25 protein-coding genes are annotated in these 24,503 nt (G+C 70.0%); 8 read left to right on the forward strand and 17 right to left on the reverse strand.

Features of this window, described 5'->3' with window-relative positions; all coding sequences use genetic code 11:
- Position 1 precedes the first annotated feature (1 nt).
- The 7 genes from AC1ROC_RS15105 to AC1ROC_RS15135 are packed head-to-tail and all read right to left on the reverse strand — an operon-like array spanning position 2 to position 7,491.
- A complete protein-coding gene (locus AC1ROC_RS15105; RefSeq protein ID WP_085369897.1) occupies positions 2–1,384 on the reverse strand; it encodes a mannitol dehydrogenase family protein in 1,383 nt (460 codons plus the stop codon).
- The gene (locus tag AC1ROC_RS15110) at positions 1,381–2,250 is read right to left on the reverse strand and encodes a sugar phosphate isomerase/epimerase family protein (RefSeq protein ID WP_085369898.1); all 870 of its coding nucleotides are present in this window, start codon (positions 2,248–2,250) and stop codon (positions 1,381–1,383) included. Before AC1ROC_RS15110 ends, AC1ROC_RS15105 begins: the two co-directional genes overlap by 4 nt.
- A gap of 3 nt (positions 2,251–2,253) precedes the next feature.
- On the reverse strand, positions 2,254–3,396 hold the full coding sequence (locus AC1ROC_RS15115; protein WP_085369899.1) for a Gfo/Idh/MocA family protein: 1,143 nt from the start codon (positions 3,394–3,396) through the stop codon (positions 2,254–2,256).
- Entirely contained in the window at positions 3,393–4,226 is an 834-nt protein-coding gene (locus AC1ROC_RS15120) for a sugar phosphate isomerase/epimerase family protein (protein WP_085369900.1), read from the reverse strand. Before AC1ROC_RS15120 ends, AC1ROC_RS15115 begins: the two co-directional genes overlap by 4 nt.
- A gap of 20 nt (positions 4,227–4,246) precedes the next feature.
- Positions 4,247–5,122: a carbohydrate ABC transporter permease gene (locus AC1ROC_RS15125; RefSeq protein WP_085369901.1), complete on the reverse strand. Its 876-nt coding sequence runs from the start codon at positions 5,120–5,122 to the stop codon at positions 4,247–4,249.
- Positions 5,119–6,120, reverse strand: a complete 1,002-nt coding sequence (locus tag AC1ROC_RS15130; protein WP_085369902.1) for a carbohydrate ABC transporter permease — start codon at positions 6,118–6,120, stop codon at positions 5,119–5,121. Before AC1ROC_RS15130 ends, AC1ROC_RS15125 begins: the two co-directional genes overlap by 4 nt.
- Before the next feature lie 12 nt (positions 6,121–6,132).
- Positions 6,133–7,491, reverse strand: a complete 1,359-nt coding sequence (locus AC1ROC_RS15135; protein ID WP_493001134.1) for an ABC transporter substrate-binding protein — start codon at positions 7,489–7,491, stop codon at positions 6,133–6,135.
- A 144-nt stretch (positions 7,492–7,635) separates the two neighbouring features.
- On the opposite strand from AC1ROC_RS15135, the gene AC1ROC_RS15140 reads away from it, so the two are divergent.
- From AC1ROC_RS15140 to AC1ROC_RS15150, 3 genes are all read left to right on the forward strand, one after another.
- Positions 7,636–8,670 (forward strand): LacI family DNA-binding transcriptional regulator, encoded by a 1,035-nt coding sequence (locus tag AC1ROC_RS15140; protein ID WP_493001136.1) that lies wholly within the window; start codon positions 7,636–7,638, stop codon positions 8,668–8,670.
- Entirely contained in the window at positions 8,667–10,082 is a 1,416-nt protein-coding gene (gene uxaC / locus AC1ROC_RS15145; RefSeq protein WP_493001138.1) for a glucuronate isomerase, read from the forward strand. Before AC1ROC_RS15140 ends, uxaC begins: the two co-directional genes overlap by 4 nt.
- 92 nt (positions 10,083–10,174) lie before the next feature.
- Positions 10,175–11,167 (forward strand): NADP-dependent oxidoreductase, encoded by a 993-nt coding sequence (locus AC1ROC_RS15150; RefSeq protein ID WP_493001140.1) that lies wholly within the window; start codon positions 10,175–10,177, stop codon positions 11,165–11,167.
- A gap of 15 nt (positions 11,168–11,182) precedes the next feature.
- Here AC1ROC_RS15150 and AC1ROC_RS15155 read toward each other — a convergent pair whose 3' ends face one another.
- On the reverse strand, positions 11,183–11,740 hold the full coding sequence (locus AC1ROC_RS15155; protein ID WP_493001142.1) for a DUF1697 domain-containing protein: 558 nt from the start codon (positions 11,738–11,740) through the stop codon (positions 11,183–11,185).
- 4 nt (positions 11,741–11,744) lie between these two features.
- Positions 11,745–12,530: an SDR family oxidoreductase gene (locus AC1ROC_RS15160; protein WP_493001144.1), complete on the reverse strand. Its 786-nt coding sequence runs from the start codon at positions 12,528–12,530 to the stop codon at positions 11,745–11,747.
- Positions 12,531–12,607: 77 nt separating this feature from the next.
- Here AC1ROC_RS15160 and AC1ROC_RS15165 point away from each other — a divergent pair, with 77 nt between their 5' ends.
- The 3 genes from AC1ROC_RS15165 (at position 12,608) to AC1ROC_RS15175 (ending at position 14,849) form a co-directional block, all read left to right on the forward strand.
- Positions 12,608–13,480, forward strand: coding sequence for a sigma-70 family RNA polymerase sigma factor (locus AC1ROC_RS15165; RefSeq protein ID WP_493001146.1), 873 nt, complete (start codon positions 12,608–12,610; stop codon positions 13,478–13,480).
- Between the two features lie 61 nt (positions 13,481–13,541).
- Entirely contained in the window at positions 13,542–13,742 is a 201-nt protein-coding gene (locus AC1ROC_RS15170; RefSeq protein WP_085369910.1) for a hypothetical protein, read from the forward strand.
- A 63-nt stretch (positions 13,743–13,805) separates the two neighbouring features.
- Positions 13,806–14,849, forward strand: coding sequence for a glycoside hydrolase family 6 protein (locus AC1ROC_RS15175; protein ID WP_493001148.1), 1,044 nt, complete (start codon positions 13,806–13,808; stop codon positions 14,847–14,849).
- Here AC1ROC_RS15175 and AC1ROC_RS15180 read toward each other — a convergent pair.
- The 7 genes from AC1ROC_RS15180 to melA all read right to left on the reverse strand — a co-directional run bounded on the left by AC1ROC_RS15180 (position 14,843) and on the right by melA (position 22,074).
- Positions 14,843–15,550, reverse strand: coding sequence for a HEAT repeat domain-containing protein (locus AC1ROC_RS15180; protein ID WP_493001150.1), 708 nt, complete (start codon positions 15,548–15,550; stop codon positions 14,843–14,845). The two genes, AC1ROC_RS15175 and AC1ROC_RS15180, sit on opposite strands and share 7 nt — an antisense overlap.
- A gap of 26 nt (positions 15,551–15,576) precedes the next feature.
- Complete coding sequence (locus AC1ROC_RS15185) at positions 15,577–16,533, reverse strand: carbohydrate kinase family protein (protein ID WP_493001152.1); 957 nt, start codon at positions 16,531–16,533, stop codon at positions 15,577–15,579.
- Positions 16,530–17,417, reverse strand: coding sequence for a carbohydrate ABC transporter permease (locus tag AC1ROC_RS15190; RefSeq protein WP_493001154.1), 888 nt, complete (start codon positions 17,415–17,417; stop codon positions 16,530–16,532). Before AC1ROC_RS15190 ends, AC1ROC_RS15185 begins: the two co-directional genes overlap by 4 nt.
- Entirely contained in the window at positions 17,417–18,367 is a 951-nt protein-coding gene (locus AC1ROC_RS15195; protein ID WP_168688462.1) for a carbohydrate ABC transporter permease, read from the reverse strand. The genes AC1ROC_RS15190 and AC1ROC_RS15195 overlap by 1 nt, the downstream gene beginning before the upstream one ends.
- A 13-nt stretch (positions 18,368–18,380) precedes the next feature.
- Positions 18,381–19,700, reverse strand: coding sequence for an ABC transporter substrate-binding protein (locus AC1ROC_RS15200; RefSeq protein ID WP_168688461.1), 1,320 nt, complete (start codon positions 19,698–19,700; stop codon positions 18,381–18,383).
- Between the two features lie 58 nt (positions 19,701–19,758).
- Positions 19,759–20,640: an SIS domain-containing protein gene (locus AC1ROC_RS15205; RefSeq protein ID WP_085369917.1), complete on the reverse strand. Its 882-nt coding sequence runs from the start codon at positions 20,638–20,640 to the stop codon at positions 19,759–19,761.
- Positions 20,641–20,760: 120 nt separating this feature from the next.
- Positions 20,761–22,074, reverse strand: a complete 1,314-nt coding sequence (gene melA, locus AC1ROC_RS15210) for an alpha-galactosidase (protein ID WP_434951150.1) — start codon at positions 22,072–22,074, stop codon at positions 20,761–20,763.
- Positions 22,075–22,183: 109 nt separating this feature from the next.
- Between melA and AC1ROC_RS15215 the strand changes: the two genes are divergently transcribed.
- Positions 22,184–22,999: a DeoR/GlpR family DNA-binding transcription regulator gene (locus AC1ROC_RS15215; RefSeq protein ID WP_085369939.1), complete on the forward strand. Its 816-nt coding sequence runs from the start codon at positions 22,184–22,186 to the stop codon at positions 22,997–22,999.
- Positions 23,000–23,004: 5 nt separating this feature from the next.
- The gene (locus AC1ROC_RS15220) at positions 23,005–23,640 is read left to right on the forward strand and encodes an NADPH-dependent F420 reductase (protein WP_493001158.1); all 636 of its coding nucleotides are present in this window, start codon (positions 23,005–23,007) and stop codon (positions 23,638–23,640) included.
- Between the two features lie 42 nt (positions 23,641–23,682).
- On the opposite strand, the gene AC1ROC_RS15225 is transcribed toward AC1ROC_RS15220, so the two are convergent.
- Positions 23,683–24,441 (reverse strand): SDR family NAD(P)-dependent oxidoreductase, encoded by a 759-nt coding sequence (locus AC1ROC_RS15225; RefSeq protein ID WP_493001160.1) that lies wholly within the window; start codon positions 24,439–24,441, stop codon positions 23,683–23,685.
- Positions 24,442–24,503: the final 62 nt, after the last annotated feature.

Here is a 24,503-nt window from a genome sequence, read left to right on the forward strand (position 1 = left end):
GTCAGTGTGCTCCTGTCGGTAGCGGTGGTTCGGTGATGGCTCCGGCGCGCAGCTGTGCGATCCGGTTCTGGATGAGGTCGGTCACGGCGCTCTCGCGCGCCAGGTCGGGTGCGAGTGCGGCGAGGACGCCGGCGGCGAGCGCCGCATCGTCGTCCGGAGTAGCGCGCAGGGTCTCCGCGAGGGCGGCAGCTCCCGGGTCGCGCACGTCGGGGCCGAGCAGGTGCAGTGCCCAGGCGGCGAGTGCAGTGGCCTGCGCCTCGCCCGGCGCGCGTCCCGCCGCCAGCCTCGACCGCAGCGGATCCAGGATGCGCGGGCCGAGCTTCTGCGAGCCGTCCGACGCGATCTGCGCGAGCGTGTGCTCGATGCGCGCGTTGCCGAAACGGTCGCGGAGGGCGGCGGTCGCCGCATCCAGCGTCTCGTCCTCGAACGGCAGCTCGGTGCGCGCTTCCGCCCAGAGCCGTTCGAGGTCGGCGGCGATGTCGTCGTCGGCCATCGCCTCCGCGATGGTCTGGTGGCCGCGGAGCAGGCCGCGGTATGCGAGCAGCGAGTGCCCGGCGTTGAGCAGCCAGAGCTTGCGGCGCTCGTACGGCTCGATGTCGTCGACGAACTGCGCGCCGACGGCCTCCCAGTCCGGACGTCCGGCGGGGAACGCGCCGCTCAGCACCCACTCGCTGAACGGCTCGGTGACCACGGGGGCCGCGTCGTCGTAACCGGTGAGGGCAGCCGCGGCCGTGCGATCGGCGTCGGTGGTCGCCGGGGTGATCCTGTCCACCATCGACGAGACGAACGAGACCTCGGACGTGATCCAGTCGGCAAGGCCGGGGTCGACCTGTCCGGCGAGGCCGAGCACGGCCTCCCGCGCCACCTCCCCGTTGCCCGGCAGGTTGTCGCAGCTGACCACGGCGAGCCCGGCGACGCCAGCCGCTCGGCGCGCCCGCAAGCCGTCGACCAGGCGGCCGGGGGCAGTGGATGCGCCCTCCCCCGCCACCAGCGACGCCCGGTCGGCGTCGAGTACCTCCACCGACGGACGGTAGCCGGCCTCGGTGACCGTCAGGGTGATCACCGCGACGGCCGGGTCGGCGACGGCTGCACGCCAACGCTCGGTGTCACCGCCGTCCGCGACGGTGCTCAGCGCATCCACGATGGTCGCAGTGTCGGAGGCGGGGCCGCGCTCGATCAGTGTGTAGACCGCATCCTGGGTCGCGAGCACGCGCGCCGCCTCCGGGCTGCGGCCGGTGAAGGCCGCGATCCCCCAGCCGTCGCCCTGCCCGCCGCGCTCGTTCGCACGCTGGGTGTACCAGGCCTGGTGCGCCCGGTGGAACGCCCCGAGGCCGAGGTGCACGATGCGGACGGGGTGACGCGCTGAGCGCGGCGGCGGCGTCATGCGGTCGCCGACGCCAGGGAGCGGGTGCGGGATTCGACCTCGCGCAGGTAGGCGAGGTTGTCGCGCGTGCGCTCCGCGAGGGGCAGCTCCGTGGAGAAGTCCTCCACGGTGACCCAGCCGTCATAGCCGTAGGTGTGCAGCGCGGTGAAGTACGCCTCCACGTCGCCGGTGCCGGTGCGCAGCGGCGCCCACGCGTGGTGCCAGCGCACGGTGCCGTCCGCCTCCGGCTCGCCCGGCAGCCACGCCGCGTTCTTGACGTGCACGTGCGCGAGGTACGGGCCGAGCAGCTGGAAGGCGGACAGCGTCGCCTCCTGGCCCTCGATGATGAGGTTGCCGAGGTCGTGGATCACACCGACGGTCTCCGGGTCGATGCCGTCGATCAGCCGGAACGCGGCCGACGCCGACGCGGTGATGGTCTCGTGGTGCAGCTCGACCAGCGCCTTCACGCCCAGCTCTCCCGCCCGGGCTGCCGCCCGCTCGACGTCGCGACGGGCGGAGGCGAACAGTTCCCGGTAGTCTCCGGCGTCCGTGCGCGGCATGGTGACGCGCACCTGCCGGGCGCCGAGCGCTGCGGTGGCTGCGAGCATCCTGTCGACGTTCGCGTGGTCGTCGCAGCGCGCGTAGCCGCCGATGCCGGAGAACTCGAGTCCGGCCTCCGCCGTGAGCCGCGCGATCTCCGGCACGGACTCCTCCAGGCCGGTGAGCGGCCAGGTGGAGCGGTTGCCCGCCCAGAAGCCGGCGGGGGTCGCGTCGTCCTGGTCGATGACGCGCCACTCGATCCCGTCCCAGCCCTGGGCGGCGAGCGTCTCAACCGCCTCGGCGAGCGTCCAGTCCGGGGTGGATGCGGTGAAAACCGAGAACTTCATGGCTCAGGCTCCTGTCGTGACGGTGATGTCGTCGAGCGCCCCGGAGAGCACCTCGTCGAACGCGATGGGACGGCCGAGGGTGGCCGACAGGTAGATGGCACGCACGACAGCGAGCGACACGAACGCGTCCTCGACGGTGACGCCCGGCGCGCGGTGCTGCTCGATCGCATCCACCACGTCCTCGTACTGGCGCAGGTGGCCGACGATGAAACGGTCTGCGCCGCGTTCTCCGCCGCGCACCTCGCTCGCGTCGACGAGCTCCGCCGCCCTGTTCACGACGCTCGCCCCTGTCGGGTCGAACGCCGCGGGGTCCGCGGTGCCGAAATACTCCAGCTGGTCGTCCTCGATGATCGCCGACCCGCGGTCGCCGAGCACCTGAAGACGCACGGAACCGCCCGGATACGCGGCGGTGGTCGCGTGCACGACGGCGAGCGCGCCGGACTCGAACCGCACCGTCGCGACGGCGATGTCCTCCACCTCGACGCGCTCGTGGGCGAGCAGCGCCGTCTGGGCGACGATCTCGACAGGACGGCCCAGGAACCAGACCAGCAGGTCGACGGTGTGGACGCCCTGATTCATCACCGCACCTCCGCCGTCGAGCTCCCAGGTGCCCCGCCACTGGCCGGAGTCGTAGTAGTCCTGACTGCGCCACCAGGCCACGGATGCGATACCGCTGGTCACGCGGCCGAACGCGCCGCTGTGGGCGGCGTCGGCGACCACCACGGAGGCCGGATCGAAGCGGTGCTGGCTGATCACCGAGACCACCAGTCCGTTCCGCTCCGCCTCGCGCGACAGCTCCAGGATGCGCCTGGCCCGCGCCATCGACACGTCCAGCGGCTTCTCGATCACCACGTGCTTGCCCGCGGCGAGCGCCTCCTCGGCGAGCTGCACGTGCAGTCCGCTGGGGGTGCAGATCACGACGATGTCGACCGGTGCTCCCGCCACGGCGGCGGGCAGGGTCTCGAACTCGGCAGGCCGCTGCACGCCGAACTCGGACACGATCTGGTCGGCGAGCGCACTCGCGGCGGCGGGGACCGCATCCACCAGGGCGGTGATCGCGAGGTCGGGGTGCCGGGCGATGGCCCTGGCGTGGTTGAGTCCGATGATGCCGCAGCCGACGATGGCCACGTTCAGGCGAGCGCTCATACGAGCTGCACTCCAATCTGGTCGGTGAGGCGGCGGAACGCGCGGCCCGCGCGGCCGAACGCCTCCGGTCCGGAGAAGCCGCCCATGTTATTCACGTCGGCGAGGTGGGGTTCGAGCGAGGCGAAGCCGGTGTACCCGTCGTCGCGCAGGGCGGTGAGGGTGGCGAGGAGCTGGCCATCGCCCTCCCCGGCGGGGGTGACGTCTCCGGTGGCGCTGAGAGCGTCCTTCACCTGCAGGTACTCGAGGTGCGGCCGGAGCATGGCGTATCCGTCGTCGAACGGATGCGCGACGCCGACCTGCACGAAGTTCGCGCTGTCCCAGGCGAGCCGGAGGTTCGGCGATGCGACCGTCTCGACGATGTCGAGGCAGCGCTCCGGGGTGTCTCCGTAGATGTCCTTCTCGTTCTCGTGCAGCAGCACGACGTCCGCGGCCTCCGCCGCGTCCGCGAGGGCGCGCATCCGGAGCATCACGTCGTCGCGGATGCTCTCGACCGCGACGCCGTCCCCGTAATAGAAGGAGAACAGGCGGATGTAGCGCGTGCCGAGGCGATGCGCTGCTGCGATGGCACGGCCGAGACGTTCGACCTCGTGCTCGACGGGGAGGGACACATCCACTTTGCCGATCGGGGATGCGATGGCCGAGACGCCCATCCCCCGCTCGGCGAAGACGCCGGCGAGCCGATCGAGCTGCTCGGCGTCGAGGTCCACGATGTTCACGCCCCAGGCGCTGCGCACCTCGATGTGGTTCGCGCCGAGTGCCTGCAGCACCGCGACCTGCACGACAGGGTCCTGATCGATCTCGTCGCCGAAGCCCGACAGGGCCCAGCTCACTGAATTCTGAGCGTTCTGGCTCACTTCACTCCTCCAGAGGTCAGGCCACCGACGAGGTAGCGCTGGAACACGAGGTACAGCACGACCACCGGCACGGCACAGATGAGGGACGCCGCCATCATCTGCCCGTAGAGCGGGACCGCGCCACCCTCTTGCGTCGCCCCGAAGACCTGCAGCGCCACGGCGGCGGTGCGGGTCTCCGGGTTGGTCAGCACGGATGCGAACAGCACGTCGTTCCAGCCGAGCAGGAACGCGAAGATGCCGGAGACGACGATGCCCGGCCAGCTGAGCGGCACCACGATGCGGGTCAGGATGCGCCACGACGACGCACCGTCGATGCGCGCCGCCTCCTCCAGCGCCTTGGGCAGGCCGCGCAGGTAGGTGACCATGACCCAGGTGGAGAACGGGAGCGCGAACGTCAGGTAGGTGATGAACACCGCCCAGCGCGTCCCGATGATCTGCACGCCGAGCAGGCTGGCGGTCGACGAGAACAGCACGAACACCGGGAGCAGCATCAGCGTTCCGGGGATCGACTGCAGGCCGAGGAGCCCGCGCAGGAAGGTCAGGCGCCCGCGGAAGTCGTAGCGGACCAGCACGTACGCCGTCGCGACGGCGAGGAACGCGCAGACGATGGCGACAGCCACGCAGACGATCACGCTGTTCATCAGGCCGGTGCCCAGATCCACCGTCGTCCACACCTTGAGGTAGTTGTCGAGGTGTAGCTCGGTCGGGAAGAACGCTCCCCCGGCGACGGAGACGTCGGAGTTGACTGACGCGAACAGCATGTAGAGCACGGGGCCGAGCACGATCACCAGCAGCACCGTGATCACCACGACGAGCAGCGGCCGAGGGAGCAGGCGGGTGATGTCGGCCGAGGACGGCTTGACGGCGGTCATCGTTGTTCCTCTTCCCCAGAGTCGAGTTTCACGGCCCGCAGGTAGATGAACAGCGGGATCGCGATGAGCACGAGCGAGCAGATCGCCATGGCGGCACTCAGGCCGAAGCGGAAGCTCTGGAAGCTGGTGACGTAGGTGAGCACCGGCAGAACGTCCACATCCTGAGGGGCGGGGACGCCGAACAGCACGAACGGCAGCGTGAACGCGTTGATGTTGTGCAGGAACGCGATGATCAGCGCCAGCAGGATCGGACCGCGCAGGTACGGCAGGATCACCGAGCGCAGCTTGATCCACCAGGTCGCGCCGTCGATCGCCGCCGCCTCGTGCACCTCGTGGTCCACGGACTGCAGACCGGCGAGCACGAGCAGGTAGAAGAACGGCCACGACGTCCAGATCTGCACGACGATCAGCGACCAGTAGCTGAGAGGGCCGTTGAGGAACAGCCCGGTGTGGATGCCCATCCCGCCGAGAACGGAGTCGACGACGCCGCCCGGCTGCAGCATGGTGCGCCAGAGCGTGCCGACCACGAACGCGGGCAGCACGTACGGGATGAGGAAGAGCGAGCGGACCAGCGCACGGCCGCGGAACTTGTTCTGCGTCGCCAGGGCGGCCGCGAGGCCGATCGGCATGGTGACGACGGCCGCGATCAGCGCGAACGAGACGCTGATGCCGATGGAGCGCAGCAGCGACGACGACGTGATCGCCTCGACGTAGTTCTGCAGGCCGATGAACGGCGCTTGCAGCCAGCTCTGCAGCGTGTACTGGTCGAGGTCGAGGGAGGACATCACCGCGGCCACGATCAGCGGCACCACGATGATGATGAGCATGAGGATGCCGCCGGGCAGCAGCATCCAGAGCGGCCGGTTGCGCTCGTACTTGCGCTTGCGGCGGGGGCTCTCGGTTCGGCCGGGGCGGCCGCCCGCGGGGGTGGACCCCGCGGGCGAACCGCTCTCGTGGCCGGTCGCGCCTTCCGGCGCGGCCAGGGTGGAGTTGGACATGATCGGTCCCGGCTACTTGGCCTTGTTCAGCGAGCTCTGCGCGGCGTCCTGCGCCGTCTTGAGCTTGGCGTCGAGGTCGGAGGACGAGACGGAACCGCTCGACAGCGACGGGATGGACTGCACCACCACGTTCGTCAGCGCGAGCTGGGTGTCGCCCCACGCCCCGCTGAACGGGGTGCCGTACGCCTTGGTGCCGGCCTCCAGGATGGGGGCGATCAGCGCGTTGCCGTCTTCGATCTGCTTGGCGGCGTCTGCGTTGGTCGGCAGGTCTCCGAACGTCTTGGTGTACTTCACCTGGTTGTCGGCGCTCGTGAGCATCTTGACCAGGGCAAAGGCGAGATCCTGGTTCTTCGAGTACTTCGCCACGACCATGTTGTCACCGGAGATGATCGTCGCGGCGGCCTTGCCGTCGCTCGGCAGCTTGGTGGCTCCCGGCGGGATGGTCGGCATCACTGCGTACGCGTACTTGCCTGCGACGCCGGACTTGTCGAGCGAGACCTGCGAGGACGACGACACCATCGGCAGGAATGCGGCCTTGCCATCGGCGAAGGCGGCGACGGCCTGGGCGTTCTTCCACCCGATCGAGGCGGGGTCGACCACCTTGTCCTTGGTGAGCCAGCCGAAGTACGTCTCGTACGCCTTCTTCACGGCGTCGTCGTCGATCGTCGCCTTCTTGCTCTTCAGATCCAGGATGGTGTTTCCCTGCTGCATCGACATCGCCCAGACGAACTTCCACGGGTCGAAGCTGTCCGCGTATGCAATCGCCATGCCGTGCACGTCACCCGTGGTCAGCTTCTTGGCCTGCTCGGCCAGTCCGTCCCAGGTGTCGGCCGGCTTGTCGATGCCCGCGGCCTTCAGCAGATCCTTGTTGTACGCCAGGACGAACGGGCGGCTGAGGAACGGGATGCCGACCTCGTTCTTCTCATCCGGTCCGGAGATGCCGAGGGTCGCGGGGACGAAGCGGTCCCGGCCACCGACCTTCTTCCAGTCGTCGTCGGTGAGCTTCACGAACGCACCGGTGGAGTACGCGGTGGGAGTGAAGGTGGTGCCGAGGTCGTAGATGTCCGGACCCTGGCCGCTCAGCACCGAGGTCTGGATCTTGGTCAGCTCGTCGTTCGCGGAGGCGAAGGTCTCGAACTTGACCGTGGCTCCCGTCTCCTTCTCGAACTGAGCCGAGACATCCTTGAACCACTGCTGCTGTTCGGTCGGATAGAGCGAGTTGGCGGCGATCATGACGTCGAGGGTCTTGCCCTTGCCGTCGACAGGGCCGGAGGTGGAGGAGTTGGTGCTCCCCGACGAGGAGCAGCCGCTCAGGGCCAGGCCGATGACGGCCAGCCCGGCGACCGCGCCGAGCGCGATGCGAGATCTCATTCGTGACTCTCCTTTGAGACAGGGACGTGAGTTGTCAGCACCCTCTGCTGGTGCACGGAGGATGGTTGCTGAGGACTCTAGGCACCACGGCAATGTTGCTGCAACCGATTGCCAAAAATTGCCATCGTGTGCTGAGATGGCGTCATGCAACCTCTCGCCGGAGCGGGGTCGGATCGCCCAGCCACCCTCGCAGACGTGGCCGCCGTCAGTGGCGTGGCCACCTCGACGGTCTCCCGCGCGCTCTCCAATCCCGGCCGCGTGAACGCTGCGACGCGCGAGCGCATCGAGGAGGCGGCGCGCGCGCTCAACTACGTGCCGAACTCGCAGGCCAGAGCGCTGACCAGCGGCAAGACCAGAGCCATCGCCGTGCTCGTCTCCGATGTGACCAATCCGTTCTACTTCGGCATCATCCGCGGAACGCAGCAGCAGCTGAAGGCCGCCGGATACACGCAGATCCTGGTGGACACCGAGGAGTCGGACGAGCTCGAGGACGGGATGCTGCACAAGCTCCGCCGCTCGTTCGACGGCGCCATCCTCGCCGCCTCCCGTCTCACCGACCGCCGGCTCACGGTGCTGGCCAACGACATCCCGCTGGTCGCGATCAACCGGCAGACGCGGGGCGTCCCGCACATCTTCATCGACACTCCGAGCGGCATCGAGCAGGCCGTCGGCCACCTCGTCTCCCTCGGGCACACGCAGCTCTGCTACGCGTCCGGACCGGAGACCTCTTGGTCGAACGAGGGCCGCTGGCGGGCGATGGTGCGCGCCGCAGAACGCTACGGCGTCACGGCCACCCGGCTCGGACCGTTCTCGCCCCGGCAGTACGCGGGAGCAGCGGCGGCAGACGCCGTGCTGCACGCCGGCGTCACCGCGTGCATCGCCTTCAACGACCTCCTCGCCATCGGGATGCTCGCCCGGTTCCGCGAGCGCGGCATCGACGTCCCCGGCGACGTCAGCATCGTCGGCTGCGACGACATCTTCGGCGCCGACTTCTGCAACCCACCGCTCACCACCCTCACCGCACCCATCGAGCAGGCCGGCCGCACGGCCGTGTCGATGCTGCTCGCCCGTCTCGACGACCAGAGCACGATCGGGATGCGCCAGGGAGCGACGCTGCCCACCCACCTCACCGTGCGGTCGTCCACCGGACCCGCACGGGAACCGAAAGGACGCCGATGACGACGCTCGCCCCCCATCCAGACCGCCTGTTCCCGGCCGATCCGGCCGAGCGCGACCTGGCACGACGCCTGCACGCCGCCGTCGCGGACGCGCCCATCGTCTCCCCGCACGGTCACGTCCCCGCCGCGATGCTCGCCGACGACACCCCGTTCGGCGACCCGTCGGCGCTGCTGATCACGCCCGACCACTACGTGACCAGGATGCTGCACGCCGTCGGCGTCCCCCTCGACGACCTCGGGCTCTCCCGCAACGGAGCGGCCCCCACCGCATCCGGCCGGGAGATCTGGCGGAGGCTCTGCGAGAACTGGGATGCGTTCCTCGGCACGCCCGTGCGGTTCTGGTTCGAGTCGGAGTTCAGCGACGTGTTCGGCCTCACCGAGCATCCATCGGCCGCCACCGCCGACGCACTCTACGACCAGCTCGCCGAGACCCTGACGCGCCCGGAGTTCCGCCCACGCGCGCTGTTCGACCGGTTCCGCATCTCGGTGCTGGCGACCACGGACGACCCGGCGGACGACCTGGCAGCGCACCAGCGCCTCCGCGACGACCCGACCTTCACCGGCCGCGTGGTCCCCACCTTCCGCGCCGACCGCTACACGCACCCGGACGAGCCGACCTGGCGCGGCCGCCTGGATGCGCTGGCCGCCCGCGCAGACATCGACACCTCCACGTACCCCGGCCTCCTCGCCGCGCTGCGCGCCCGCCGCCAGGCGTTCATCGCCGCCGGCGGCACCGCGACGGACACCGGCGTGATCGACGCGGGCAGCGAGCCGCTCTCCGAGGCGGAGGCGTCGCGCATCCACCTGGCGGCGCTCGACGGCAGCCTGACCGCCGCGGAGGCCGTCGCCTACCGCAGGAACATGCTCTACCGCCTGGCCGAGATGGCCGCGGAGGACGGCCTGGTGATGCAGCTGCACCCCGGCGTGATCCGCAACCACCACCGCCCGACGTTCGACGCGTACGGGCCGGACACCGGCCACGACCTGCCGGCCGTCGGCGGCTTCACCGCTCCGCTCACACCGATCCTGCGCGACTTCGGCACCAGCTCGACCTTCCGGATCGTGCTGTTCACGGTGGACGAGACGACGTTCTCCCGCGAGATCGCGCCGCTCGCCGGGTTCTACCCGACGGTCTACGCCGGCGCTCCGTGGTGGTTCCTCGACACCCCCGCCGCCATCCTCCGCTATCGCCAGGCCATCACGGACAGCGCTGGCTTCACCAAGACCAGCGGCTTCATCGACGACACCCGCGCGTTCTGCTCCATCCCGGCCAGGCACGACATGTCCCGCCGAGTGGATGCGTCGTTCCTGTCCTCCCTCGTGGTCACGCATCAGCTCAGCGAGGAGGACGCGTTCGCCATCGCGCACCGGCTGGTGGACGACATCCCGCGGGCCACGTTCCGGCTGGGCTGACCGGGTCGGCGCGCGCCCGCTCCGGCAATCTCCTCTCGCCATCGGGGAGTTATCTAGCTAAGCTAGTTAAAAGCCGATCTAGCGAGGCGATCATGTCGAAGAAGCATACGGAAGCGCTGGTCGTGGAGTACGACCGCAACGGCGACGCGAGCGAGCTGCAGTTGCGGAGGCGCCCCCTCTCGCCGCCCGGAGCCGGGGAGGTGATGGTCGAAGTCATCGCATCCGGCATCAGCCACATCGACGGCTTCATCCGGAGCGGCACGGAGACCGAGTGGGACGAGCCGTTCCCGCGGAAATCGGGGAGCGACTTCGCCGGGATCGTGGTGGAGGCCGGACCGGACACCGCCGGGTTCCCCGTCGGGTCCGAAGTGATCGGGCACGTGCGGACGGGAGCGCACGCCACCTACCTGGTCGTGCCGGTCGCAGCCCTGGTCCCCAAGCCCAAGGGCGTCGGCTGGGAGGCGGCCGGCGGGCTGTACCTGTCCGGCGCCACGGCGCTGGACACCTTGGACGAACTCCGCGTCGGGCGAGGGGACGTGATCGTCATCTCGGCGGCGGCCGGAGCGGTCGGGAGCGTGGAGGCCCAGCTCGCCAAACGTGCGGGCGCGCGCGTCATCGGGACCTGCGGTGACCGGAACTTCGACTACCTCCGTCAGCTCGGCATCACACCGGTGCGGTACGGACCAGACATCCAGGACCGCATCCACGAGGCGGCGCGCGGAGCGCAGGTCACCTGCTTCGTCGACAACTTCGGTCAGGACGGCCGCGACCTCGCGAACCTCCTCGGCGTCCCTGCCGCGCGCTACCGGTCGAGCGACGAGCGGCGCGACACCGAGCTGCGGCTGCTCGGCGACGACCAGGAGGCGGTCGAGCACGGCACCCGCCAGCTGCAGCGGCTCGCGCAGTACGCGGCCGACCGCGCCTTCACCCTCCTCATCTCCGGGTTCTATCCGCTGGAGGCCATCGCGGACGCATACGCGGACCTGCAGCACCTGCACGCGAGAGGAAAGGTGGTGCTGGGCACGCATCCGGTGACGCGGTACACCTCCCTCAAAGCGCGCGACGTGCAGGAGTCCCGTGCGTGAGGGGGTGGTCCTCGATCAGGATGGCGGGGCGTCCAGCAGCGTGAGGAGCCGGGTGGTGGTGCCCCAGGTGCGCACGGTCATCCGCTTGAACACCGGCATGGCCAGGAGCCGCTGGACGCGGGTCTTGGTCGCCTGCGCCTTGACGCGCGAGAAGTAGAGGACGCCGGAGCCGGGCGTCATGGTGTCGACGCCCTCCCGCAGTTCGGGAAGCTCCGCCATCACCTCGTCGGCGGTCAGTGGATGCTTGAGGAAGTAGACGTCGCTGCGCAGGTCGGCGGAGCCGTGCCCGGGAGGGGCATCGGCGACGATCGCCGCCAGCTCGTCCCTCGACCGGAGGATCACAGGGATCTCCGTGCCGAACCGCTCCTGCAGCATCGACTCCAGCGCCGCCTCGAGGGCAGGCCCACCAGACGCGGCGCTCACGTCGGTCGAGAACAACACGTTGCCGCTCTGGATGTGCGTGCGCACGTCCTCGTATCCGGCCTCGCGGAAGCTCGCGGCGAGCGCATCCATCGCGACCGGGTTCGTGCCGCCGACGTTGATCCCGCGGAGCAGTGCGACATATCCGGGCATGTGGTCATGATGGCACCGGCGCGGCCGTCGCGGCGAGCTCTTCCAGGTAATCGCGCCAGGTGCGCCCTCCGCGCAGCGCGCCGTCGCCCGCCAGGTTCTCGCCTGCCCGGTATGCGCGACCGACCGCCCCGGGGATGCGGATGGGCAGGCGCGCCCGGGTCTTCCGGCCGTTCGCCGCGGCGTACGCCTCCGCCAGCTGACGGATGTCGAGCACCTCCGGCCCAGCGATGTCGGCGACGCGTCCGGCCGGCTCTGCGAGCGCGAGTTCGGCGAGGCGGCCGGCGACCGCATCGACATCGACGGGCTCGAACCGCAGACCGCCGGGGGAAGGGAGCAGCGGCAGCTTCGCCATCCCCCGCACCACGGGGAGCACGAAGTCGTGCAGCTGCGCCGCGCGCAGCACCGTCCACGGCACGGCGGAGCCGGCGATGATCCGCTCGGCTTCCGCCTTGGCGCGGAAGTATCCGATCGGCATCCGGTCGGCGCCGACCACCGAGATGAGGAGCAGGTGCCGCACTCCCGCATCCCGGGCGGCGGTCGCCACGTTGCGCGCTGCGACGTCGTCGCCCTTCGCGCCTCCTGCGAGGTGCAACACCACCTCGACGCCGTCGAACGCCGCGGCGAGTCCGGCGCCGCCGACGGTGTCCGCTTCGACATGCTGGACTCCTGGCTCGTCGGTGCGCGGGTGGCGGGAGAGCACCCGCACCTCGTGACCGGCGGCGTTGAGCAGGGGGACGACGCGGCTGCCGATGGTGCCGGTGCCGCCCGTCACGAGCAGGGGAGCATTCATGGATGTCTGCCTTTCATGTCACATCCGAGGGCGATCCCTCGTCGACATACCGACGATCACGACCGAGGAGATGTGACATGACCGACCAGAAATTCCTGGCGAGGCGATTCGAGACGCAGCGGCGGCGGCTGAAAGCCATCGCGATCCGCCTGCTCGGCTCCGACGCAGACGCCGACGATGCCGTGCAGGAGACCTGGCTCAGACTCGCACGCACGGACGTCGCAGGCATCGACAATCTGGAGGCCTGGCTGACCACAGTGGTCTCCCGGGTGAGCCTCGACATGCTGCGCGCCCCGCGCCGCCTGCGCGAACGCTCCTGGCAGGTCGAACCGTGGCGGGACGAGCCCGTCGCCGTCGAGCTCGACCCCGCGGAGCTGGCGGAGGAGAGCGACCGCATCAGCACCGCGCTGCTGGTCCTGCTGGAAACGCTGTCGCCCGCCGAGCGCATCGCCCTGGTGCTGCACGACGTCTTCGGCCAGTCGTTCGATGAGATCGCGACGGTGCTCGACAAGACGCCCGCCGCCGCGAGACAGCTCGCCTCCCGGGCACGGCGCCGCGTGCGCGGTGCGGAGGAGCCTGCGCATCCGGAACGCGGGCGTACGCGGCAGGTGGTGGATGCGTGGCTCACGGCCGCCAGCACCGGCGACCTCACCGCGCTGCTCTCCCTGCTCGACACGGGAGCGGTGCTCCGCGCCGACTACGGAACCAGCACGCAGCTCGTCGAGGGCGCGCAGTCCATCGCGGAGCAGGCCGTGCTCTCCGGCCGCCTCGCCGCGCACTCCACGCCGATCGTGATCGGCGGCCGACCGGGCGTCGCCGCCGTGCTGAACGGCGTGGTCGCCTCGATCATGGCGTTCGACATCGTCGGGGACCACATCGTCGGCCTCGACGTGCTGGCCGACCCGGCCCGCCTGGCGGAACTGGATGTGCTGGGCGCGCTCGGCGGCTGAGCGGGACGGCGGACCGGGCGAGACCGCTGACACACGGTCTCGCCCGGTCTACAGTTGCCTCATGAAACGCAGTTGGCCGTTCGTCGTGCCTGGCGCGATCCTGGGCATCGTCGGACTGGTGTGGACACTGCAGGGGCTCAACGTGCTGCGCGGTTCGGCGATGAGCGGGTCGCCGCTCTGGGGAACCGTCGGCCCGATCCTGCTGGTCGTGGGGCTGGCCCTGATCGTGTTCGGCCTCGTCCGTCGCCGCCGGGCGCGGTGACCGATCCTGGCCCGTCAGCGGAAACGTGTGACCGGTCGCGGGATGCGGCCGATAGTTCCCGGTATGCGCACAGCGATCGGGATCCTCCTCGGAGCCGTCGTCGCTGCGGCCGCGCTGGCGACGACACTCGCGACACCGTCGGCGCCCCGCGCGGCCACGGCGTCGACGGCATCGGCCTCTCCGTCGCCGACCGCTGCACCGACGCCGTCTCCCTCCCCGTCCGCCGCAACCGCTGCGTTCGGGAAGCGGCTCTACCTCGACCCGTACAGCGACGCCCGCCGGGTGGCCGATCGGTTGACGGCCTCCGGCGATACCGCCACCGCCGCCATGATCGAGCAGATCGCGAGCCAGCCGACGGCCGTCTGGCTGGGTGAGTGGTACAGCCCGGCCATGCTGGACACCGTGATCCAGCGGCATCTGAAGGCCGCGGCCGCGCAGGGGGCGACCCCGGTGTTCGTCACATACGCCGTGCCCGATCGCGACTGCGGAGGCTACTCCGCGGGTGGCCTCACGCCGGCGACCTATCTCGACTGGAACCGCCGGGTTGCGGCAGCGCTCAGCGGAAGCAGGGCGGTCGTCCTGATCGAGCCGGACTCACTCTCCATGCTGCCGAGCGCGAAATGCGCCGGGGTCGCCGACGTGAGGCTGCCCCTCATCCGTTCGGCTGTCGGGATTCTGGCCGCCGCCGGGCTGAGCACCTACCTGGACGGCGGAAACGCCCGCTGGCTGACCCCGGATGTGCAGGCGGGATACCTCACCTCGGCCGGCATCGCGCAGGCGACCGGCTTCTTCACGAACGTCTCCAATTTCGACACGACGCAGTCCGAGCGCACGTATGCGGGCAAACTGTCGTCGAGGGTCGGCTGGAAGCACTTCGTCATCGACGTCTCCCGGAACGGCAACGGCTGGACGGGCGGCTGGTGCAACCCTCCGGGCGCAGCCCTCGGCCAGAACCCGCAGATCACGCAATCCCCGACGTCCAAACTCGACGCCCTGCTCTGGGTGAAACATCCGGGCACGAGCGACGGCCAGTGCAACGGCGGCCCGGCGGCGGGCGCCTGGTTCGAGAGCGGCGCGGAGGCGCTGGTGCGCGGCCGCGGTCAGTGACCGGTCGAAGCGGCGGACGACAGTAGGGACGCGAGCCGCTTCTTCTTCCGGTTCTCCGCCGCGATCCACGCGATGTCCGGCTGTGCGGTGTCCAGGGCGATGAAAGCGGGGATGCCCGCTCCGGGGTCGGCGGCGACCGCGACGCTCCAGCAGTAGCCGAGCGCCTGCCGCAGGGTCCGCGCATCCGGTTGCTTGCGACGGTCGTCCGGCAGGGCGGCGAGGCGGGCCGTCGCGGTGCGGCAGGCGTCGACGGCGGCGGCCGCCGCCTCCGGTGCGCGCAGCAGTCTCGGTTCGCACAGCGCGGCGACCGCTGCGCGCTGCACCAGCGGGTCACCGTCCTCCACCCACCGCCGCACGATCGCGATCAGCTCCGGCAGCGCCCGGTCGCCCAGGTGCTGCAGGCCGATCGCGACCCCCTCGCGCACCCGCCACCGCTCGTCCGCCGCCAGCTCGCGCGCCGCCTTCTCGTCGGCCGGGTCGTCTGCCCGCGCTCCCAGCGCGGCGGCCGCGCACATCACCGGATACTCGCCGCCGGACGCGAGGAGCACCTCCACCGCCTCCCGGTCGGCGACCTTCGCCACCGCATCCGCCAGCGGAAGGTTGGCGCGGGGACCGGGAAGACCCGAATGCTCCTCGAGGTATCGGGGCCATTCCGGCTTCCCGAGTTCCTGCAGCTCCCCCACCCAATCCTCAGCGCGCATGGCCAGAGCATAGCGGTGGGGGTCTCTCAGCCGAGCGCCGCCCGTAGTTCAGCGGCGGTCGCCTGCGCGCCCGTCCCTCCGCGCCCGCGCACGGACAGCGATCCGGCGGCAGCGGCCCAGCGCAGTCGCTCCTCCTCGGTCGCGATTCCTCCGAGCATGGCCGCGAGGTAGCCGGCGTCGAAGCTGTCGCCCGCCCCCGTCGTGTCGGAGACCTCCACCACGAGTCCGGGAGCGGTCGCGGACTCCTCGCCGTCGTCGAACGCGATCCCGCCGTCCGCTCCGGCCTTCACCACCACCCGGCAGCCGAGCGCGGACAGCCCGGAGGCCGCGACGCCCAGGTCGGTAACCGGATGCCCCAGCACGGCCGAGCCGATCGCGAGTGCTTCCTCGCGGTTGGGCAGGAAGACCGCGACGCGGCTGAGCACGTCCGCGAGTCCGTGCCAGTTCTCCGCCGGGTCCCAGTTCGTGTCGATGCTGGCCGTGATGCCCTGCGCCGCGAGGTCGTCGAGCAGGGCGGGCAGCTGGGCGGCGAGGCCCGGCTGCAGGAAGTACGACGCGACGTGCACGTGGCGTGGGCGCAGCGCGGCGACCGCGGCAAGGACCGCCTCCGGAGTGAGCGACGGGATGGTGCCCGGAAGCGTCAGGATCGCCCGGTCGCCCGGCTCGGAGAGCACGACGGACAGCCCGGTCGGCACGGCGGGATCCGTCGCGACGGCCGTGTCGCCCACGCCGGCCTCGCGCAGCCGATCGCGCACGAACGCGCCGAACTGGTCGTCGCCGACCACCGCGGCGAGTGCCGTGCGCATCCCGAGTCTCGCCAGCCCGCAGGCCACGATCGCCGCGCTGCCGCCGAGCAGCAGGTCGGCGGAGTCGAGCAGCTGCTCCGCCTGGCCGAAGCGGGGAACCGTGTCGCCGGTGAGCAGCAGGTCGGGGTTGGCGTCCCCCACCACGAGCACATCGACCGGTGGATGCCCGGCGCTCACCCTTTCAGCCCGGAGAACGTCATGGTCGCGATGAACTGGCGCTGCGCGAACAGGAAGAACAGGATCAGCGGCAGCGTGGCGATCACGTTGCCCGCCATGATCAGGCTCCAGTCCGTCTGGTGCGCTCCCTGGAAGTTCGCGATGCCCAGCTGCAGGGTGAACGACGACTGGCTGTTGATCGCGATGAGCGGCCAGACCAGGTCGTTCCAAGCGCCGAGCAGGGTGAAGATCGCGAGCGTGGCGAGCGCTGGACGGGCGAGCGGCAGCACGATCCTGAAGAAGATCTGCCAGCGGTTGCAGCCGTCGATGGCTCCCGCCTCCTCCAGCTCGGCGGGCAGGCTGAGGAAGAACTGCCGCATCAGGAAGATCCCGAACGCGGTCGCCAGCCACGGCACGATCGCCGCGCCGAGCCCGTTCAGGAGTCCGAGCTTGGCGAACAGGATGTAGGTGGGGATCATCAGCAGCTGCGTCGGGATCATGATGGTCGCGAGGATCATCAGGAAGCCGAAGTTGCGCCCGGCGAACTTCAGCCGGGCGAAGCCGTATCCGGCCAGCGAGCAGAGCACGATGTTGGAGACGATCGCGGTCGCGGACACGATCACCGTGTTGCCGAGCCAGAGCAGGATGTCCGTCTGGCCGAACAGCTTCACGTAGCCGTCGATGGTGAAGTGCGACGGCACGAACGGCGGAGGGAACGCCACCAGCTCTTTGGCCGGGGAGAACGACGCTAGCGCCATCTGCAGGAACGGCACCAGGAACAGGATCGCGATCGGGAACAGCACGAAGTGCCACCCGCTCATCTTCGTGCGCTTGCCTGCGCCGCGCGTGGTATCCCTCGCCACCTGGTCGGAGGCCTGGGAGACCTCGTCGAGAATCGTCGCCATCAGAACGCCTCCGAACCGCGGCGCCGCTGGAAGATCACGACACCGATCGTGATGAGCAGGGTGGCCGCGAACAGCACGTACGCGGCGGCCGAGCCGTAGCCGAACTGCAGGGCGTGGAACGCCTTGTCGTACAGGAAGTAGACGATCGTCCTCGTCGCATCCAGCGGCCCGCCGCGCGTGGTGGTGTACACCAGGTCGAACAGCTGGATGGCCTGGATGGTCTGCCAGATGCAGACGAACACCGTCACGGGGGCCAGCTGCGGCCAGACGATGCGCCAGAACGTCTGCCACGGGTTCGCGCCGTCGATGCGCGCCGCCTCGATGAGGTCGGCAGGCACATCCTGCAGCGCGGCCAGGTAGATCACGGTGGTGAACGCCGCGGAACCCCAGAGCGACATGATCGCGATCACGAGCATGGCCTGGTGCGGGTCGTCGAGCCAGCCCTGCTGCGGCAGGTGCAGCACCCTCAGGATGTTGTTGACCAGTCCGAACTGCGGGCTGAACAGGTAGGTGGAGAGGATGCCGGTGGACGCCGCCGATGCGACGAACGGGACGAAGATCGCGGTGCGGTAGAACCCCATCCACCGGATTCGGCGGTTGAGCGCGACGGCGAGGAACAGGCCGAGCAGCACCGAGGCCGGCACGAACAGCAGCGTGAATCCGAGCGTGTTGAGGACGGAGTTGCCGAAGTCGGCGTCCGTCACCAGGTTCGCGTAGTTCTCGCCGCCGACCCAGGTGGCCTCGCTGAAGCCGTCCCAGCTCTGGAAGGACAGGACGAACGCCCACAGCGCGGGGAAGATGGAGAGGCCGAGGATGATGATCGTCGCGGGGGCGACGAACCCCCAGCCGGTGAGCGAGGCGGCGAATCCAGGGCGCTTGGCCCGGCGCGGCCGGGTCGCGTCGGAGGACGCGCCCGGCCGGCCGAGCGTTCGTGCGGTGCTGTCTGTCATGAACGAGACCCCGCTACTTCTTGTTCAGCGCCTGGTCGGCGGTCTTCGCAGCCTGTTCGAGGGCGCTCTTGGGTTCGCCGTCGCCCTGCAGCACGCTGGAGATCGACTTGCCGATGGCCACGGAGAGCGCCGCGTAGCCCGTGGAGGTGGGGCGCGTGTTCTTCACGTTCGCCGAGTTGGCGACGAAGACCTCGTAGCCGGGGAAGGCGGCCGCTTCCTTCTTCACGGCATCCGAGTCGGCCTCGGAGGAGCGGAGCGGCAGGTTGCCGAGGGCCACGTTGAAGCGCTCGTCCTGCTCGGCGGAGGTGAGCCACTGCGCGAACTGGGTCGCCCAGTATGCGCGGTTCTTGTCCTTGTGGTCGAACAGGGCCCAGATGTCCGGGCCGGACACGGTCTGGTGGTCGCCGTCCGTGCCGGGCAGCTGCACCACGCCGTACTTGGTGCCGCCGGTCTTCAGGTCGGAGAGCTGCCACGGGCCGGAGGTGATCATCCCGATGCGGTCGCTCGTGAAGAGCTGCCCGAACTTGGTGTCCGTCTGGTCGAGGTAGACGCTCTTGTCGTCGACGGCCATCGACTGCAGGAAGGTGAGCGCGTCGACACCGGCGGATGACGCGAACTCCGATTTCGTGCCCGCGTCGTTCAGGATGCTGCCGCCGTTCTGCCACAGGTGCGGCCAGAACTGCCAGGTCGTCTCCTCGCTGCCGGAGACGGAGTATCCGTAGCCGTAGACGTGGTTCGCGGGGTCGGTGAGCTTCTTCGCCGCGGCGCGGAAGTCGTCCCAGGTCCAGTCCTTGGTCGGATAGGCCATCCCCGCCTTGTCGAACAGGGTCTTGTTGTAGAGCAGCCCGATGTTGTCGACGACCGCGGGGAACCCGATGACCTTCTTGCCGCTGGGCTGCGCCGTGCCGCGAGCGGCCTCGGTGAACTCGTCCCACTTCACGTCCGGCTTCTTCACCTCGGCGGAGATGTCGAGCGTGCGCCCGGACGATTCGAGCTGGCCGGCCCACGAGCCGAACGCGTAAGACATGTCCGGATACTGGTCGCCCGCGAATCCGGCGGACAGCTTCTGCAGCAGCTGGTCGGTCGACGACGCGCCGGGCGAGAGGTCCACGTTGACGTTCGGGTGGAGCTTCTCGAACTCCTTCGCCAGCGACTCGACGATCTTCTCCGCGGCGTCGGACTGACCGGACCACACCTGGATGGTCACCTTGGCCTTGGTGTCGAGAGTGGTCGCTCCCTGCGAGCCACTGCATCCGGCCAGAGCGGTCACCACTGCTGCCGCCGCCAGGATGCCGGTGGTGCGGAGTATCCGCTTCGTGAGTGGAGCAATCATCGTCGGTTCCTCTTCTCGAGTTCTGCTGTTCGGGATGTTCGGGTCTGGGGACGCTCTGTCAGCCCAGCACGATGGAGCGCGTCAGGAGGCGCGGGTTGTCCGGGTCGAGTCCGCGCTGCTCGGCGATCGCGACGGCGAGGCGCTGTGCGTCTGCGAGCTCGACGAGCGGGTCGCCCGTGGACGTGCGGACCAGGGCGCCGGTGCGCTCGATGTCGGCCACCAGGCTCGGCTCCGCATCCCCGAGGATCCAGACGATCGAGCGCTCGTCGGCCACCGCGAGCGGTCCGTGCCGGTAGTCGAGCGCCGGGTACGACTCCGACCAGGCCTGCGCGGCCTCCCTGATCTTCAGAGCTGCCTCCTGGGCGAGCCCGTACGTCCAGCCGCTGCCGAGGTAGACGAAGTGGGAGAGGGCGCCGGTCTCGATGCCGAGCGGGGCGGCGAGGCGCGCATCCACCTCGTCCGGCAGGCCGGAGACGTCCTCGCCGAGCGCGTGCCGCGCGAGCAGGAGGAAGGTGGTGGGGAAGCGCGTCTGCACGACCGACTTCTCGTCGGCGAAGTCGAGCAGCAACACATCGTCGACCCTGGCCGCGAGGGGTGAGTCCGCCACGCCGGTCACGGCGATGGTGCGCACGCCCTCGGGGATGATGTCCAGCGCCTCGATCACCTCGGTGGTCGTGCCCGAGCGGCTGAGCAGCACGACCGCGTCGTAGTCGCGCCACGGCCACGGCTCCGACGCGTACGCGGCGTCCGTCACACCGAGCCCGGCGCGCTCACGCAGCGCGGCGTACGACTCCGCGAGGAAGGCGCTGGTGCCGCAGCCGAGCACGAGGACCCGCGAGCCCGGCAGGGCGAGCAGCTCGTCCGCGACGGCGGACCTGCTCTCGATGGCCTCCCGCCAGATGGCCGGCTGGCTGGCGATTTCGACGGACGTCAGTGACACGAGTTGCTCCTGTGGGTCATGGGTGGTGCTGCGCGACGGTGCGCGCTGGCTTCATCCTTGATGGCAAGTGAGCGATTGACAATCACAATGCGCATATCGCTCACTCGTTGTGATTGTTTGTTACAGGGAGGTTTCCAATGTGCCGCCGAGAGCGACAGGGAGGAAGGATGCGTGGCGCGCGGTGAGCTCGTCGCAGAGCTCCCAGATCTGCTCGGGGGTCAGCGACGACGACGCGTTCGGGTCGGTCAGCACGGCACGGCGGACCAGTTCGGGGTCGCCCGTCTTCGCCGCCTCGATCGCCAGCTCGGCGACGGAGAGGTATGTACGGTTGAGCGCTGCGCCCTGCACCGGGATGGCGCCGAACGGCAGGGGATGCACGCCGTCGGCATCCACGCGGCTCGGCACCTCGACCACCGCGCCTTCCGGCAGGTTGTCGATGAGACCGCGGTTCACGACGTTCGCATGGATGATGCGCTCGGTGCCCGTGAGGATCGAGTGGATGACCTGCGGCGCGTACTCCGCAGCACCCTCCTCGAGCTCCAGGTCGTCTCCGACGGCCAGCGCCGCCTTCGCGTGCTCGAACTCCGCGACGTTCTCCTCGGAGATGCCGATGTACTCGAGCGGGCGCAGCCGGAAGCGCTCGATCTGCTCCGGCGACCGCAGGAACCAGTCGAGGTACTCGGACGAGTGCTCGCTCGTCTCCGTCGGATAGAAGCCGATGCGGCGGAAGATCTCGACGCGCACGCGGCGCAGCAGCTCCGGGTCCTTCTCGATCGCCGCGCGCAGCAGCGGGTAGAGGTCTTCCCCGTCGCGCGACCACTCGACGAGCCAGGCCTGGTGGTTCACGCCGGCCGCGCGGTAGTGGGTGCCCTCCATCGGCACGCCGATCAGCTCGCAGAGGTCGTGGACCGTCCAGTAGACGCTGTGGCAGAGGCCGACGGTCTTAATGCCGGGGGCGACCACGGACATCCACCAGACGTTCATGGCCATCGGGTTGGTGTAGTTGAGGAACCAGGCGTCCGGGCACAGTTCCGTCATGTCGGCGGCGATGCCGGAGAGCACGGGGAACGTGCGCAGGCCACGGAAGACCCCGCCGACGCCGGTGGTGTCGCCGATCGTCTGCAGGAGTCCGGCCGCCGCGGGGACTTCGAGGTCGACGCGGGTGGCTGCGATGCCGCCCACCTGGATCATGTTGATCACGAAGTCCGCGCCGGCCAGCGCCGCACGGCGGTCCAGCGTGGCGACGATCTCCGTCTCGCGGCCGAAGCGGGCCGCGACCTGCTCTGCTGTGCCGCGGGCGACTTCGAGGCGTTCCTCGTCGATGTCGTGGAGCACGATGCGCAGGGTCGGAAGGTCGTCGAACCGGTAGAGGTCGGCGAGCAGCTGGCGGGTGAAGACGACGCTACCTGCGCCGAGGAAGACAATCTGTGGCATGGAGCGATCCTGCGGTACTGTGTCAACTCTGCGCAACAGAATGAGCGAATCGCGAATAAAGTGCTCAGAACGAGTGATCGTTTCACCGCCGACGCTGAAAGGGGCGACCATGCTCCCTCCGACCACCGAGTCACTGATCGCCCGCGTCACCACGGGACGGCGCGCCGAACGGCTGGTGGCCATCCTGGATCTGGTCACCGAGCACGGCACCATCGGCCTGACCGAACTCTCCGACACGCTCGGGATCTCCGCAGCCACCGCCCGCAGGGACCTCTCCGACCTCGCCGACCAGAACCTCCTGCTGCGCACCCACGGAGGAGCGTCAGCGCTGGAGCGCCGCAGGGAACTCCCTGTCGTGCTGCGGGACACCCGGTTCCAGGAGGCGAAGCGTGCCATCGCCCGGGCAATGCTGCGGCGCCTCCCGTCCGAGCGTCACGTGGTCGCGCTGGGCGGCGGCACCACGACCGCGAGCGTCGCCAGGGCCCTCGCCAACCACCGGGACATCACCGTGGTGACCAACTCGCTCACCATCGCGAACCTGCTCTCCGGCTACGCGGGCGTGCGGCTCGCCATGACCGGCGGGTTCCTGCGCCCCGAGTCCCTCGAACTCGTCGGAGCCCTCGCCGAGAGCACCTTCAACGCCGTCAACGTCGGCACCGCCATCCTCGGGGCGGACGGCGTCAGCGCCTCCGCCGGCGTCACGACGCACGACGAGACGGAGGCACGGACCAACCGGGCGATGGTCGCGAAGGCGCAGCGCACGGTCGTCGTCGCCGACGGGTCGAAGATCGGCACCGTCGCGCTCGCCCAGATCGCCGACGCCGCCGAGATGGAGCTGCTCATCACCGACAGCTCGGCCGACCCCGCCGAGCTGGAACGCCTGCGCGCCGCCGGCGTGCAGATCGTCATCGCGGACGAGGAGTGACCGGGATGCGCGTCGGACTCCTCGGCACCGGCCCGATGACCAGAGCCATCGGCGCCCGCCTCGTTGAGGCAGGGCACACCGCCGTGATCGGCAGCAGGGACGCGCAGCGCGCCGCCGCCGTCGCGCGCGACGTCGGCGGGGATGCGCACGGCACCGGATACCGGGACGCTGCCGCCTGCGAGGTGGTCATCGTGGCCGTGCACGATCCCGTGGCGGTCGACGTGGTCGCCGGGCTCGGCGAGGTGCTCGACGGCGCGGTGCTGATCGACCTCGGCAACCCGCTCGATCCCCCGCACTGGGAGAGCCGCCACGCCGGCGGCCCGTCCCTCGCCGAGCGGATCGCCGATGCCGCTCCCGGTGCGCGCGTGGTCAAGGCGTTCAACACCGTGTACGCCGAACTCCTCGCCCTCCCGTCCCCCGCTGGCGCAGAGCCGCCGCAGACGTTCATCGCGTCCGACGACGCAGAGGCCGCCGCCCTCGTCATCGCGCTCGCCCGCGAGCTCGGCACCGCCCCCGTGGATGCCGGTCCGCTGCGCATGGCCAGGCACCTGGAGGCCGTGGCTGGCTTCGAGGTGGCGATGGTCGCATCCGGGTTCGCTGCCGCTGTCGCGACACGGTTGTCGGCGGTGCCCCCGGCCTGACGGGGCCGTGCCTGACGGGGGCCGTGCTGGCCGGGGCTTCGGCTACCAGGGAACGCGGGTGCCGTCCCAGGACCAGAGCGCTCCCGTCGGGCCGTCGTCCGGGAGAAGTGCGAGCCGCACGGCTCCCGCGGCAGCCTCCGCCGGGTCTCCGCCGACCGACATCCCGGCGACGAGATTGGTGCGGCGCAGCCCGGGCGCCAGGGCGTTCACCTTCACCCTCTCGCCGAGCGCCTGCGCCATGAGCAGCGTGACGGCGTTGACGGCCGTCTTCGAGCTCCGGTACGCGATCCCGCCGCCCTTGACCCGTTCCCAGTCGAACTGGGGGTTCTGGCCGCTGTTCCAGGTGAGCGATCCCGTTCCGCTGGACACGTTGACGATGCGCGGGTGCTCCGACCTACGCAATGCGGGGAGGAACGCCTGCGTGACGCCGATGAGGCCGAACACGTTGGTCTCGTACGCGACGCGGAACTGCTCGATGCTGGCGTCGTCGACGTCCTCTCCGCCGGGGTTCACGCCCGCGTTGTTGACCAGGATGTCCACTGACCCGACCTGGCGCACAGCCGCCTCGACCGATGACGGGTCTGTCACATCCAGCTGCACGGCGTGCGCCGACGGGCCCAGTTCGGCGGCGGCCGTCTGCCCTTTGCCGAGGTCGCGTGCTCCGACCCAGACGGTCACGCCGAGACCGATCAGGTGTCGCGCGGTTTCTCGTCCGATGCCGCTGTTCGCTCCCGTGACCAGCGCGATCAGCCCGGGGTCCGGCGGCCTGATCGCGTCGGGGAGACGGTCGATGTCTGTCATGATGCTTCCTTTCCAACTCCAACGGTGTGGTTGGATCCTAACCCCATTCGGCTCATCTCCAA

The sequence above is a fragment of the Leifsonia sp. GW821-FHT13C05 genome, from assembly GCF_058806515.1.

What these genes read in the sequence shown, in the direction of transcription:
- AC1ROC_RS15125 (WP_085369901.1), bottom strand. Translation starts at nt 5,122, where the DNA reads ATGACCGCCGTCAAGCCGTCCTCGGCCGACATCACCCGCCTGCTCCCT.
- AC1ROC_RS15190 (WP_493001154.1), bottom strand. Translation starts at nt 17,417, where the DNA reads ATGGCGACGATTCTCGACGAGGTCTCCCAGGCCTCCGACCAGGTGGCG.
- AC1ROC_RS15175 (WP_493001148.1), top strand. Translation starts at nt 13,806, where the DNA reads ATGCGCACAGCGATCGGGATCCTCCTCGGAGCCGTCGTCGCTGCGGCC.
- uxaC (WP_493001138.1), top strand. Translation starts at nt 8,667, where the DNA reads ATGACGACGCTCGCCCCCCATCCAGACCGCCTGTTCCCGGCCGATCCG.
- AC1ROC_RS15115 (WP_085369899.1), bottom strand. Translation starts at nt 3,396, where the DNA reads ATGAGCGCTCGCCTGAACGTGGCCATCGTCGGCTGCGGCATCATCGGA.
- AC1ROC_RS15225 (WP_493001160.1), bottom strand. Translation starts at nt 24,441, where the DNA reads ATGACAGACATCGACCGTCTCCCCGACGCGATCAGGCCGCCGGACCCC.
- AC1ROC_RS15220 (WP_493001158.1), top strand. Translation starts at nt 23,005, where the DNA reads ATGCGCGTCGGACTCCTCGGCACCGGCCCGATGACCAGAGCCATCGGC.
- AC1ROC_RS15155 (WP_493001142.1), bottom strand. Translation starts at nt 11,740, where the DNA reads ATGCCCGGATATGTCGCACTGCTCCGCGGGATCAACGTCGGCGGCACG.
- AC1ROC_RS15215 (WP_085369939.1), top strand. Translation starts at nt 22,184, where the DNA reads ATGCTCCCTCCGACCACCGAGTCACTGATCGCCCGCGTCACCACGGGA.
- AC1ROC_RS15180 (WP_493001150.1), bottom strand. Translation starts at nt 15,550, where the DNA reads ATGCGCGCTGAGGATTGGGTGGGGGAGCTGCAGGAACTCGGGAAGCCG.
- melA (WP_434951150.1), bottom strand. Translation starts at nt 22,074, where the DNA reads ATGCCACAGATTGTCTTCCTCGGCGCAGGTAGCGTCGTCTTCACCCGC.
- AC1ROC_RS15110 (WP_085369898.1), bottom strand. Translation starts at nt 2,250, where the DNA reads ATGAAGTTCTCGGTTTTCACCGCATCCACCCCGGACTGGACGCTCGCC.
- AC1ROC_RS15200 (WP_168688461.1), bottom strand. Translation starts at nt 19,700, where the DNA reads ATGATTGCTCCACTCACGAAGCGGATACTCCGCACCACCGGCATCCTG.
- AC1ROC_RS15135 (WP_493001134.1), bottom strand. Translation starts at nt 7,491, where the DNA reads ATGAGATCTCGCATCGCGCTCGGCGCGGTCGCCGGGCTGGCCGTCATC.
- AC1ROC_RS15130 (WP_085369902.1), bottom strand. Translation starts at nt 6,120, where the DNA reads ATGTCCAACTCCACCCTGGCCGCGCCGGAAGGCGCGACCGGCCACGAG.
- AC1ROC_RS15105 (WP_085369897.1), bottom strand. Translation starts at nt 1,384, where the DNA reads ATGACGCCGCCGCCGCGCTCAGCGCGTCACCCCGTCCGCATCGTGCAC.
- AC1ROC_RS15165 (WP_493001146.1), top strand. Translation starts at nt 12,608, where the DNA reads ATGACCGACCAGAAATTCCTGGCGAGGCGATTCGAGACGCAGCGGCGG.
- AC1ROC_RS15160 (WP_493001144.1), bottom strand. Translation starts at nt 12,530, where the DNA reads ATGAATGCTCCCCTGCTCGTGACGGGCGGCACCGGCACCATCGGCAGC.
- AC1ROC_RS15140 (WP_493001136.1), top strand. Translation starts at nt 7,636, where the DNA reads ATGCAACCTCTCGCCGGAGCGGGGTCGGATCGCCCAGCCACCCTCGCA.
- AC1ROC_RS15170 (WP_085369910.1), top strand. Translation starts at nt 13,542, where the DNA reads ATGAAACGCAGTTGGCCGTTCGTCGTGCCTGGCGCGATCCTGGGCATC.
- AC1ROC_RS15150 (WP_493001140.1), top strand. Translation starts at nt 10,175, where the DNA reads ATGTCGAAGAAGCATACGGAAGCGCTGGTCGTGGAGTACGACCGCAAC.
- AC1ROC_RS15195 (WP_168688462.1), bottom strand. Translation starts at nt 18,367, where the DNA reads ATGACAGACAGCACCGCACGAACGCTCGGCCGGCCGGGCGCGTCCTCC.